The organism is Bacillus sp. FSL K6-0994, from assembly GCF_038630815.1.
GTDB lineage: Bacteria > Bacillota > Bacilli > Bacillales > Bacillaceae > Bacillus > Bacillus safensis.
In genome coordinates, this window is the sequence record NZ_CP152043.1 from 1,815,227 (window position 1) to 1,828,106 (window position 12,880).

Annotated in this window: 10 protein-coding genes and 3 pseudogenes; 7 read left to right on the forward strand and 6 right to left on the reverse strand. The window is 46.1% G+C overall.

What is annotated here, in order from left to right; all coding sequences use genetic code 11:
- The first annotated feature begins 10 nt into the window (after window positions 1-10).
- Both MHB69_RS09240 and MHB69_RS09245 read left to right on the forward strand, forming a co-directional pair.
- Entirely contained in the window at window positions 11-1,111 is a 1,101-nt protein-coding gene (locus MHB69_RS09240) for a GerAB/ArcD/ProY family transporter (protein WP_061109567.1), read from the forward strand.
- Window positions 1,108-2,208, forward strand: coding sequence for a Ger(x)C family spore germination protein (locus tag MHB69_RS09245; protein WP_051627374.1), 1,101 nt, complete (start codon window positions 1,108-1,110; stop codon window positions 2,206-2,208). The genes MHB69_RS09240 and MHB69_RS09245 overlap by 4 nt, the downstream gene beginning before the upstream one ends.
- Window positions 2,209-2,312: 104 nt before the next feature.
- On the opposite strand, the gene MHB69_RS09250 is transcribed toward MHB69_RS09245, so the two are convergent.
- From MHB69_RS09250 to MHB69_RS09260, 3 genes are all read right to left on the reverse strand, one after another.
- A complete protein-coding gene (locus MHB69_RS09250; protein ID WP_342496212.1) occupies window positions 2,313-2,774 on the reverse strand; it encodes a hypothetical protein in 462 nt (153 codons plus the stop codon).
- A gap of 68 nt (window positions 2,775-2,842) precedes the next feature.
- A complete protein-coding gene (locus MHB69_RS09255; protein WP_342496213.1) occupies window positions 2,843-3,052 on the reverse strand; it encodes a hypothetical protein in 210 nt (69 codons plus the stop codon).
- A 195-nt stretch (window positions 3,053-3,247) separates the two neighbouring features.
- A complete protein-coding gene (locus MHB69_RS09260) occupies window positions 3,248-3,478 on the reverse strand; it encodes an excisionase family DNA-binding protein (RefSeq protein ID WP_034284049.1) in 231 nt (76 codons plus the stop codon).
- A gap of 322 nt (window positions 3,479-3,800) precedes the next feature.
- Here MHB69_RS09260 and MHB69_RS09265 point away from each other — a divergent pair, with 322 nt between their 5' ends.
- Complete coding sequence (locus tag MHB69_RS09265; RefSeq protein WP_342496214.1) at window positions 3,801-4,403, forward strand: DedA family protein; 603 nt, start codon at window positions 3,801-3,803, stop codon at window positions 4,401-4,403.
- A 38-nt stretch (window positions 4,404-4,441) separates the two neighbouring features.
- On the opposite strand, the gene MHB69_RS09270 is transcribed toward MHB69_RS09265, so the two are convergent.
- On the reverse strand, window positions 4,442-5,263 hold the full coding sequence (locus tag MHB69_RS09270) for a uroporphyrinogen-III synthase (RefSeq protein WP_111927482.1): 822 nt from the start codon (window positions 5,261-5,263) through the stop codon (window positions 4,442-4,444).
- A 142-nt stretch (window positions 5,264-5,405) separates the two neighbouring features.
- Here MHB69_RS09270 and MHB69_RS09275 point away from each other — a divergent pair, with 142 nt between their 5' ends.
- Entirely contained in the window at window positions 5,406-6,026 is a 621-nt protein-coding gene (locus MHB69_RS09275; RefSeq protein WP_024425703.1) for a GPR1/FUN34/YaaH family transporter, read from the forward strand.
- Between the two features lie 38 nt (window positions 6,027-6,064).
- On the opposite strand, the gene MHB69_RS09280 is transcribed toward MHB69_RS09275, so the two are convergent.
- Window positions 6,065-7,084, reverse strand: a complete 1,020-nt coding sequence (locus MHB69_RS09280) for an LLM class flavin-dependent oxidoreductase (protein WP_081124485.1) — start codon at window positions 7,082-7,084, stop codon at window positions 6,065-6,067.
- Window positions 7,085-7,959: 875 nt separating this feature from the next.
- Between MHB69_RS09280 and MHB69_RS09285 the strand changes: the two are divergent.
- The 3 pseudogenes from MHB69_RS09285 to MHB69_RS09295 all read left to right on the forward strand — a co-directional run.
- Window positions 7,960-8,202 (forward strand): annotated as a pseudogene (locus tag MHB69_RS09285) (hypothetical protein); the annotation flags it as partial.
- A gap of 775 nt (window positions 8,203-8,977) precedes the next feature.
- A pseudogene (locus MHB69_RS09290) lies at window positions 8,978-9,647 on the forward strand (collagen-like protein); the annotation flags it as partial.
- A 76-nt stretch (window positions 9,648-9,723) separates the two neighbouring features.
- Window positions 9,724-12,277: pseudogene (locus tag MHB69_RS09295) on the forward strand (hypothetical protein); the annotation flags it as partial.
- Between the two features lie 21 nt (window positions 12,278-12,298).
- Here the strand turns inward: MHB69_RS09295 and MHB69_RS09300 are convergent.
- The gene (locus MHB69_RS09300) at window positions 12,299-12,859 is read right to left on the reverse strand and encodes a CatB-related O-acetyltransferase (RefSeq protein WP_024428380.1); all 561 of its coding nucleotides are present in this window, start codon (window positions 12,857-12,859) and stop codon (window positions 12,299-12,301) included.
- Between the last annotated feature and the right edge of the window lie 21 nt (window positions 12,860-12,880).

Here is a 12,880-nt window from a genome sequence, read left to right on the forward strand (position 1 = left end):
AAGTGAAGGCATGAGCTCTTCTTCTGTCAAAGAGAAATTTCAAGTATCCCCTTTTTTTGTGTTTTTTCTCATTAATGCCAATCAAGTAGGTGTCGGCATTTTAAACTTTCAAACGAACCTTGTCCGTTCCATGAATAATGACGGATGGATCGCCATTCTAATTTCTGGCATCAGTGTCAATGTGATGATCTTTCTGATTTACTTGATGTTTAAAAAGGCTCCTTCGGATGAATTTGTTCATATTACAAAATTCGTATTTGGTAAATGGATTGGGCAATTATTCAATATTCTCTACATCTTATACTTTTCATGTTTGTCGCTTACTGTCCTCGTCCATTATATGGATGTAATCCATGTGTGGCTGTTTAAAGAAATTCCGGGTTTTTTGTTTGCTGCTGTACTGCTTGTGCTAGTGTATTACATTCATACCGGCGGCTTTAGAACCATTGCAGGATGGGCGTTTTTTAGCATTATACTCACATATTGGATGACGTTTATTTGCTTTTACGTCATGAAATATAGTCACATTCGCTTTATGTTTCCAATGTTTGATCATACATTCTCGCAGCTGGTAATGGGTCTCAAAGATGCCTCCTTACCCATGTTTGGTTTTGGAACGCTGCTTGTCTATTATCCCTTTATTAAAAAAGCACAAACGTCACAAAAATTTGCCCACATGGGAGCATTATTCACGACATGCTTAAATTTACTTGTCTTTCTCGTATCCATTGCGTATTATTCGAGTGCTCAGCTTAAATTAACAAAATGGCCAACATTGACGTTAACAAGCATTGTGAAACTTCCCTTCATTCAGCGCTTTGAATTTATTGAAGTGTCTCTTTGGCTGCTTCTTATTATTCCAAATATCGCGATTCCATTATGGGCTGCGAGCCGAATGGCGAAACAAGTATTTCATACAAGCCAGCGCGTCAATTTAATCGGTCTCAGCATTCTCATTCTGATCATGTTTTCGTTTTTTGCCGGTGCAACTTCTTTTGAAACCTTTAATCAATGGGTGGAATATAGCGGATTCATTCTGATCTATGGATTGATTGTCTGTATGGTCATTGGACTGATGCTGAAAAAAAGGTGGGTGAAAAAACGAACATGAAACAGTATGTACTCATAGGTCTTATGTTGTTTAGTCTTTTGTTAACTAGCTGTGCACAGCCCCGGCTATTAGATGAATTAAATATCTCTCAGGCGGCAGGATTTGATTTAATGGAAGATGGCGAAATGAAGGGCTTTTTTGTCTTTCCCGTCTTTAAAAGTGAAGAGCAAGGCAGCTATCAAATATTAAGTGCAAAGTCAAACACGATTAGTAATATCCAATTTCTCGTGTCAGAAAAATCGCCTTTTCCGGTGGTTATGGGCCAGGTGCTCGTTATTTTAGTCAGTGAAAAGTTAGCAAAAGAAGTCGGCATGATCGATTTAATGAATTACATTTATCGTGATCCTATTATTGGTTCACGCCAAGTGTTTGCGATTGTTGGCGGAGAAGTCGAAGAATTATTATACACAAAAATGAATCAAACGAACTTAAATATAGGTGTATATCTCTCTGATCTGTTAGCGCAAAATATGCGAAATGGCAATGAGCCAGTCACAAATCAGCATATTTTTATGAATCAGATGATGGCAAAAGGGGTCGATGCTTATCTCCCTTACATTGAAAGAACAAGCAATGCCATCAAGGTCTCGGGCGTTGCTCTATTTGATCAAGAAAAAATGGTGGGTCATATTCCAGGAGAAGACACGTTCACATTTAAAGCGATGATTGAAAATCATAAAAATGGCATCTATGAGTTTCAATTGCATGATCGAGCAAAGACTCATGTTGTCATTGAAAATATCAAATCACATGTGTCTTACCAGATCAAACCGACGAAAAACCTAACAAAAAAGCCTCATATCACGATTGATATCAAACTAAAAGGCGAATTAAAAGAATTCATGAAGTCCAAAAAAATTGATAAACCGAATATATTGGACCAAGTCGAAAAAGAAGTTGAAAAACGTATCACTCAGCAAGGAGAAGATCTTGTACAGTCCTTTAAAAAGCAAAACATAGACCCGCTTGGACTGGGCCTTAGATATAGATCAAAAGACAAGGCAATGACACCAGAAAAATGGCAAGACATTTATCCTGATGCGGATGTAAAAGTGAAATGCCGCATGAAAATTGTTCAAACGGGAGTCAGCCAATAAAAAGGCTTATTCAAATATGTCTTGTTTGTTCTCCAAGATTTTGGACACTTTCATTTTCACTCGTGGAATCTGATCTTTTTGATTAACATCATGTAAAATCTTCTCTACTTCATTTTATCAGTTTTAAGGATTTTAGGTGAAAATTGTTCCACTAGGGCCAGTCTATTTCCTGCACAGTTTGCCATTGTATCTAGTGCAATTAAGCTGAAAGGCCTTCCTTTGTTTAGCCAAGACTTCATTCTTTCCCAGGTTGGACAGCTGACGGCTGCCAGCCTTCCCCACTGATCGTGAAAATGGGTGCAATTTGACTCCATCCAATCCAATATTTTGTGAGAACGGAAACGGTGCAGGCAAATAAAAGCCTCTAACGGCAATTCTTTTTCACTGATCGATTTCATTTTTTTCAATATATGGTGTAATCCCTCATCTTCTGGCAAACAGCTGGCTGCTGCCCACGAAAGCGGATAAAGGAATTCTTCGTCCGCCTGATCCAAAAGTTCCCTTACCCATTCAGCGGCAACTGTACCTAGAACATCAGCTGCGATTTCTAACATTCGTGATTTCACTTCGGCATGCTCCGTTTCATAAAACCTACTATGAACAGAATCCAAGATTTTTTGCCGGTCGTGCTGTTTCAGCGCATCGATGACATCATCCTCAAGAAACCATCTAGTAATTGAAAAGTCATTAAAGACGCCAAATCATGCCTAACGACGTGTAATGTTGTTGCTTTCTCACTTTTGGTGACGATGACGTCCTTCTCTGATTGGAAAGCCTGTCCGTCTTCTCCATAAAAATCATCGTGCAGTAAAAATTGGTTAGGAGAATGGCTGTTTCGGTTCATCAGACGCTTCTACAACATTCATTTCGTTTTTTTGACAGGCGTCACATAAAGTAGTTGTCCCCACCATTTTCACTTCCTTTTACTGCTAATGATTGTCATTCGAGAAAGAGCGGGAACCATTTGAGCATAAGTTAATATAAAGATTATTCTTTCTACATTGATCCATGTTGAATCAATTGAAAAAATGACAATATTCTAATCTTCATCCTTTACATCGGGGTCTTCCGGAATCGGTTCATTTAAGATCTCTTGGACGAGCTCTTTATATTGTTCGAGCTGCTTTAAATGCGTTTGAAACTGCCCTTGATAAATAAGATAAGATTCCCCGTCAAATACGTAACGGATCTTTTTTTGCTGGATTAATTTTTTAATATACGCTTCTGATACTTCCAAGTATTCAGCTGTTTCTGCAATTGTTAAATACATGTTTGTGCACCACCCGTTCGTTTCATCTAGAAAATTATATCATGTTCTGCTGAAAAAACGGATGCAGCCTATTCTTTTATGGTGACTATTTTTCACATAGCAAGTAGATCGTCTAAATGCCGGCAAATATGGTATGATAAAATCTGCTAGACGAGAGCTTTTTAACATAGACTTGATGAAAAAGCCAGGTTCAGTGGTGTCTGTATGAGCCGCAAGCCATGCTGGCATATATAGAAAGCATACTCATGAGAAAAGCAAAACAAGCATAGGCTCTTATAAGGATGCTTGAAGAAAAATCGTATTTAAAGGCAGAGTGAAATGAATGGGAACCTTTTTTAATGAAATTTTAACCTGGCTGACAAGCCTTGGTTATGTAGGTGTAGCACTAGGGCTGATGATTGAAATCATTCCGAGTGAAATTGTACTTGCCTATGGTGGATATATGGTGTCAACAGGCACAATTGGTTTTGTAGGAGCTGTGATTGCCGGCGTCATCGGTGGTACGCTCGCCCAGTGTTTTATTTACTGGATCGGTCTGTACGGCGGAAGACCTTTTTTAACAAAGTATGGAAAGTATTTGTTCATCTATGAACATCATATCGCGACTGCAGAGCGCTGGTTTGACCGGTATGGAACCGGTGTAGTCTTTACCGCCCGCTTTATCCCTGTTGTCCGTCATGCCATCTCGATTCCAGCGGGTATTGCCAAGATGCCTTTTTTGAAATTCGTTTTCTTAACAGGATTAGCTGCCATCCCTTGGTCTATCTTATTTATCTATCTTGGCATGCAGCTTGGGACAAAATGGGATCATATTCAAAGTGTTGCTCATGCTTATACAACCCCTATTATGGTCATTGCCATTGTCCTGATTGTTCTCTACTTTGTACTCAAAAAAATTCGGACGAATCGAAAACGGACAATCTAACCAAAACGCCTTTCACTGATCTGGTGAAAGGCGTTTTTTTATGAGTGTGCTGATTGTTTTTCCATATATCGGGATAGCTCTATTATCATTGCACCCATTCTCTCAAGTGACGGGGCAAGAATTCGGTCTATTCCCTCTTCTTTTAAAGCTTCAGCAGTGACTTTCCCGACGGCTACTGCAAGCACGTGCTGCTCGAATAATGCTTGCAATTCTTCTTTTCTTCCCCATTCTGCAGCTAGTTTGAAAAAGGCGTGAACTTGGACAGCGGTTGTAAAACAAACGGCATGAACTTGTCCATCTTTCATTTCTTTCAGCAGCGTTTCAGCTGCCTCTGGTTCAGGAGGTGTGTGCTGATATGGTAAAAGCGGCAAAACATCTGCCTCTTTTTCATGTAAAAACTGAATGAGAGCTGGTGCATTTTCACCATGAAGCTGCACCATCACACGTTTGCCTTGAAATTCCTTGTCTTCAAGCTTTGAAATCAAGTCACGAACTGTACCGTCTTCATCAGAGACCTCAGGCTGAATTCCGTGTTTTTTCAAAGCAGCAAAGGTTTTGTACCCTCTTGAAGCAATATGGGCATTTGATAGAATGTTCATAAATTCTTTACCAAGCTGCAGCTCTTGTGCACTCTCAATCAATGTATCTGTACCGATGCCTGTTGTCAAGATCACCCAGTCGGCCCCTTGTTTCACAAAGGTTTCTATGCCTGGCTTTAATTCCTCTTTGGCTAAAAATACGGTTCCTTGAAGAGAGCGAATAACGGCTTGTCCCCCTTGCTTTTCGACAAGTGTACGCATTTCTTCTGTTTTTCTCGTTCCACAAATGGCAATCGTTTTTCCAGATAAGCCCTTCCTCATTTTATCCCTCTTTTTCTATCACATTTGATATGTATTAAATATAGATTTATTTGGAAGACGATGCAAGTGTCTACTAAAAAAGAGCTTGACGTTTCTATCGAATTCGAGTATCTTTTGTAAGTGCAAATTGTAGGAGGTCATTATGGAAAAACAGAATGTTCAAGCAATTCGATTATCAATTGCAGACCCAACACCACTTGGTTTGTTTGGTTTAGCAATGGTGACGCTCGTTGCGTCCTCACAAAAACTAGGAATCACAGATGGCACTTCCCTTATTTTACCTTGGGCTATCTTCCTTGGAGGAATCGCGCAGCTGATCGCGTCCATACAAGATTCAAAGCATCATAATATTTTTGGAGCCACTGCTTTTGGCGCATTCGGTCTTTTCTGGATGGGCGTTGGAACAACTTGGCTCATTCAAGCCGGCGTTTTTGGGAAAACGCTTGCGGGAGCAGCAGATCCAAAACAGTTAGGTTTTGCGTTTATTGGTTATTTGATTTTCAGCTTGTTTATGACGATTGGTGCAATGGAAACACATAAAGTATTATTTTTAATTTTCGTCTTTATTGATTTCTTATTCATTGGTCTTTCCCTTAGCACTTTTGGTGTGATGTATGATGTGACTCATACCATGGCTGGTATTGCAGAATTGATTATTTCCCTGCTTTCATTTTATGGTTCTGCAGCTGTTGTCCTTAATACACATTTTGGCCGTATTGTTCTGCCAATCGGACAACCATTTCGCATTTTTACAAAAGCTTAAATAAAAAAGAACTGCTCTGTGCAGTTCTTTTTTTATGTTTATTTTTCTTGTGCCTCTTGAAAGATCTCTCCGATGATTTCATACGAACGCATTCTTTCTTGATGATCGAACATATCCGAATTAATCATCACTTCATCTGCTTGAGTAGCTTCAATAAAGGCTTCTAATTCTATTTTTACTTTTTCTTTATCCCCAATGATAGTCGAGCTTAATTGTTCATCCACCATCGCCTTTTCATATGGACTCCAAAGACCGTCCATGCTGTCGACAGGCGCCTTCAGTTTTCCTGGTGTGTTGCGAATGAGACTTAAAAACCGCTGATAATGAGAGGTTGCCAAGTATTCAGCCCGTTCTTTTTGATCTGCAGCAAAAACCGTCACACCGACCATGGCATAAGGCTCTTTTAATACATCAGAAGGTCTAAATGACTGTCTGTACAACTCTAACGCGGGAATTGTATTTTTAGGTGAGAAATGTGCTGCAAAGGCAAATGGTAATCCAAGTTCTCCTGCAAGTCTGGCGCTAAAACCACTTGAACCAAGGAGCCAAATTGGAATGTCCAGACCTTCTCCTGGAACAGCTCTTACATGTTTTTTAACCTGACCGGTCGGCTTGAAATATTGACGAAGTTCTTCAAGCTGCTCTGGGAAATCTTCTCCGTTATGAAGATTACGTCTAAGCGCTCTTGCTGTTAACTGATCCGTCCCTGGTGCTCTGCCAAGACCTAAATCAATTCTCCCTGGATACAATGTCTCAAGTGTGCCAAATTGTTCGGCAATGACAAGTGAAGAGTGGTTTGGCAGCATAATCCCGCCAGATCCTACTCGAATTTTTTCGGTTCCTCCCGCAATATATCCAATTAAAACAGACGTTGCAGAGCTCGCTACCCCTTCCATGTTATGGTGTTCTGCCAGCCAGTATCTATGATAGCCCCACTTCTCCGCCTTCTTTGCTAAATCCATACTACGATCAAAAGATTCTTTAATGGTACCTCCTTCTGTCACTGAGGATAAATTTAAAACGGAATAGGCTTTGCCTTGTAAAACTGATTGACTCATAAATGATGTCCCCATTTCTGTCAAAAATCATACTATTTTATACTTTCAACACCATAACACAAATCCATGAAAGATTTAAATGATTTGATTCGATGATTTTCGAAATGATGATTTCCTAGGTTTTACTTCCAATTTGAAAATTTGCACATAGAATGAAATATCAATTCTAGGAGATGGGCAATTTGTACAATCAATTCGAACACAAATGTCCCTTTTGCGGTAAATACCATGAACAGCCTCATTACAAAAGATCACGTCATGACCGTCCTCGAAAAAGAGACTGTCCATTCATTAAACAAGAATATCCAACACAAAAGATATCTCAAGGGAATCAACCTTGCCAGATTGCAAAAGGAATAAAACAATCAAAACCAAATCAAAGAGCTGGACCAAGAGGCCCGGCAGGCCCAGCAGGTCCCCCTGGACCAACCGGACCTACTGGACCTGCTGGCGGGTTAACCGGCGCTCTTCCTTTTGATCCCTCACAATCACAAGATTACGATGCAGGGCAAGTGGTCACGTTTAATGGCAGTACTTACATTGCCAATGTTGACGATCCATCAGGAATACCTGGACTCTCCCCCGACTATACCCTTTTGGCTGCTTCTGGAGAAACTGGGCCTACGGGGCCTACTGGGATCGGATTAAGTGGTGTTGAAGCCTATGATCCTGTTATGGCAACAACATATTCAGTAGGGCAAGTGGTCACTTATGGTGGTGGTACGTATATAGTGGATTCTGCACCACCTTCAGGTACGCCAGATACGTCGTCAGATTACACACTTTTAGCAGCACCAGGTGAAACTGGGCCTGCAGGCGCTACGGGTATTACTGGATCTACCGGTCCTACTGGTGCCACCGGTATCACTGGAGCTACCGGACCTACCGGTGCCACGGGCATCACTGGTTCAACTGGACCTACGGGTGCCACCGGTATTACCGGATCTACCGGTCCTACGGGTGTCACTGGTATTACTGGACCAACAGGTCCTACGGGTGCCACGGGGATTACTGGATCAACTGGCTCTACCGGCGCTACGGGTATCACTGGTTCAACTGGACCTACGGGTGCGACAGGTATTACTGGATCAACTGGCTCTACCGGTGCCACGGGGATTACTGGACCTACCGGACCTACCGGTGCCACGGGGATTACTGGACTGGACCTACCGGTGCCACGGGCATCACTGGACCAACTGGTCCTACTGGGTGACGGGTATCACTGGATCTACCGGACCCACGGGGATCACTGGACCAACTGGTCCTACGGTGGACGGGGATCACTGGATCTACCGGTCCCGGTACGGGCATCACTGGTTCAACTGGACCTACTGGTACGGGGTATTACCTGGTCCTACGGTGCCACGGGGATTACTACTGGACCTACCGGTGCCACGGGTATCACTGGTTCAACTGGACCTACTGGTGCTACGGGTATTACTGGACTGGACCTACTACGGGATTACTGGACTACGGGTCCCGGTGCCACGGGCATCACTGGTTCAACTGGACCTACTGGTGCCACGGTATTACTGGATCACTGGTCCTACTGGGCCACGGGGATCACTGGAGCTACCGGACCTACTGGCATCACTGGTTCAACTGGACCTACCACGGATTCTGGACTACGGGTCAACCTACCGGACCTACTGGTGGACCTGGTATTACTGGCTACGGGTCCTACTGGCGCCACGGGCATCACTGGTTCAACTGGACCTACTGGTGGTACGGGCGGTTCAACCGGGATCCTACTGGTGTCACTGGATTACTGGATCAACTGGGTGCCACGGGGATTACTACTGGTACCGGCCACGGGTATCACTGGTTCAACTGGACCTACGGGTGCGACGGGTATTACTGGATCAACTGGCCTACGGTGCCACGGGGATTACTGGACCTACCGGACCTACCGGTGCCACGGGCATCACTGGAGCTACTGGACCAACTGGTCCTACGGGTGACGGGTATTACTGGATCTACCGGTCCTACGGGCGACCTGGATCGGGCGGTGCCACGGGCATCACTGGTTCAACTGGACCTACTGGTGCACGGGTATTACTGGACTACGGGTCCTACTGGTGCCACGGGCATCACTGGTTCAACTGGACCTACTGGTGTACGGGTATTACTACTACTGGGGTACCTACTGGTGCCACGGGGATCACTGGACCAACTGGTCCTACTGGGTGACGGGTATCACTGGATACCGGTCCTACTATCAACAACTGGACCTACTGGTGCCACGGGTATCACTGGTTCAACTGGACCTACTGGTGCCACGGGTATTACTGGATCAACTGGTCCTACTGGTGCCACTGGTTCAATTACTGGTGACCTACTGGTGCCACGGGATCACTGGTTCAACTGGACCTACTGGTGCCACGGGTATTACGGATCTACGGTCCTACTGGGCCACGGGGATCACTGGTTCAACTGGACTGGTGACGGGTATTACTGGGCTACGGGTCCTACTGGCGCCACGGGGATCACTGGTTCAACTGGACCTACTGGTCCTACTGGTGCCACGGGGATCACTACTGGACCTACTGGTGCCACGGGGATTACTGGTGCCTACGGGCCACGGGGATCACTACTGGACCTACTGGTGCCACGGGGAGCTACGGGTCCTACGGGCATGCACCGGTTCAACCGGAGCTACCGGTCCTACTGGTGTCACTGGTATTACTGGACCAACAGGTCCTACGGGTGCCACTACCGGTGGGGATTACTGGATCAACTGGCCTACCGGTGCCACGGGGATCACTGGTTCAACTGGACCTACTGGTGCCACGGGTATTACTGGATCTACGGGTCCTACTGGCGCCACGGGGATCACTGGATCAACTGGACCTACTGGTGCCACCGGTATTACCGGATCTACCGGTGCCACGGGCATCACTGGGCTACTGGACCTACTGGTGCCACGGGGATTACTGGGCTACGGGTCCTACTGGCGCCACGGGGATCACTGGTTCAACTGGACCTACTGGTGCCACGGGTATTACTGGATCTACGGTCCTACGGGCCACGGGGATCACTGGAGCTACTGGTGCGACACTGGATACTGGCTCTACCGGCCACGGGGATCACTGGTTCAACTGGACCTACTGGTGCCACGGGGATTACTGGAGCTACGGGTCCTACTGGCGCCACGGGCATCACACTGGACCTACTCACGGGGATTACTGGATCTACGGGTCCTACTGGTGCCACGGGGATTACTGGAGCTACGGGTCCTACTGGTGCCACCTACGGGTCACTGGTTCAACTGGACCTACTGGTGCCACGGGGATTACTGGTTCAACTGGTCCTACCTATCACTGGTTCAACTGGACCTACTGGTGCCACCGGTATTACGGGGTCCTACTGGGACCACGGGGATCACTGGACGGACCTACTGGTGCGACAGGTATTACTGGATCAACTGGCCTACGGCGCGACGGGGATCACTGGTTCAACTGGACCTACTGGTGCCACGGGGACCGGTCCTACTGGGAGCTACGGTATTACTGGACCTACTGGTATCGGTCCTACTGGTGCCACGGGGATCACTGGTTCAACTGGACCTACTGGTGCCACGGGGATTACTGGAGCTACGGGTCCTACTGGTGCCACGGGCCACGGGCATCATCTACTGGTCCTACTGGTCAACTGGAGGTCCTACTGGTGCCACGGGGATCACCTGGTTCAACTGGACCTACTGGTGCCTACGGGGATCACTGGAGCTACCGGACCTACTGGTGCGACAGGTATTACTGGATCAACTGGCTCTACCGGTGCCACGGGGATCACTGGTTCAACTGGACCTACTGGTATTACTGGAGCTACGGGTCCTACTGGCGCCACGGGCATCACGGGGATGCCACGGGCATACTGGACCGGCTACGGGCATCACCTACTGGACCTACTGGTGCCACGGGCATCACCGGTTCAACTGGACCTACCGGTGCACACTGGGCTATCCTACTGGTGGACCTACGGGTCCTACTGGTGCCACGGGCATCACGGTTCAACTGGACCTACTGGTGCCACGGGCATCACCGGTTCAACTGGTCCTACTGGGCCACGGGCATCACTGGGTACCGGACCTACTGGTGCGACAGGCATCACTGGACCAACAGGTCCTACGGGTGCCACGGGGATTACTGGACGGGCATCACGGTTCAACTGGACCTACCGGTGCCACGGGCATCACTGGACCTACGGGTGCCACGGGCATCACCGGTTCAACTGGACCTACCGGTGCCACGGGCATCACTGGACCAACTGGTGGACCTACCGGTGCCACGGGCATCTACTGGTCCTACGGGTGCCACGGGCATCACCGGTTCAACTGGACCTACCGGTGCCACGGGCATCACTGGAGCTACGGGTCCTACGGGTGCCACGGGCATCACCGGTTCAACTGGACCTACCGGTGCCACGGGCATCACTGGAGCTACGGGTCCTACGGGTGCCACGGGCATCACCGGTTCAACTGGACCTACCGGTGCCACGGGGATTACTGGATCAACTGGCTCTACCGGCGCAACGGGTATCACTGGATCAACTGGACCTACTGGTGCCACCGGTATTACCGGATCTACGGGTCCTACCGGTGCCACGGGGATCACTGGAGCTACCGGACCTACTGGTGCGACAGGTATTACTGGATCAACTGGCTCTACCGGTGCCACGGGGATTACTGGAGCTACCGGACCTACCGGTGCCACGGGGATTACTGGACCAACAGGTCCTACTGGCGTGACAGGTGTCACTGGGGCTACTGGAACAGGTGGTTTTACAGATACAGCACTTTATGCTGCTAATAGTTCTGGCCCTACCATCGTTACTGTAGCAGGAGGAACGAATATTCCTTTGCCAAACTTTCAAAACATTACTGGTTTTACAGCAAACGGCACTAGTACTGTTTTTACCGTTCTGCAAACTGGTAAATATTATATTACGTATCAAATCAACACCACTACAGCTCTTTTGATTAATACACGTTTGCTTTTAAATGGAACAACTACTATTTCTGGTTCTGTTCAATCACCTGTTATCTCAACTTCATTAATCAACAACACTGTTATTGTTAATTTAACAGCTGGTAATACCATCTCACTGCAGTTTTTTGGGGCGGTTGTCACAGCTATTTTAGTTAGCGGAGGTGGTGCTGCTGGAGCAGCCTTGACCATCATACGTCTTAGCTAAACTAAAAAAAGAAAGGCTTTTTCAGCCTTTCTTTTTTATGTCTTCTATTACATTTATACACTGTTCAATATCATACGATTGCAAAAGATGAAAAATAGATTGGATGATTGAAAACTCTAAATTCCACCATTCTAATAACTGCAGTTTTTCGATTATTTCGGATGAAAATCGATATTTCATGAGCTGCTGGGGATTTCCTGCGGCAATTGCATATGGCGGCACATCTTTTGTGATCACACTATTTGCCCCGATCACGGCCCCGTTTCCTATACATACTCCTGACATAATCGTCGCACCATATCCAATCCATACGTCATGTCCAATATGAACATCTCCCTTCGATTTGGGATGTCCTTTAATGTCGGCAGCTTCTTTGAAAATTTGATTAAACGGATACGTTGTGACCCAATCTGTACGGTGTTCCCCGCCTAGAAAAATTTTCACTTCGTTTGCGATGGAACAAAACTTCCCAATATTTAATGTCGTTCCTTCCCCCCACGTCAGCACTTGGAAATCTGGTCCGGCATAAGAAAAGTCACCGATATTGTACGAGCTCAGTTCACTTCTTTGATTCAAAAACATAGAAGATCCGGCCTCCTTAAA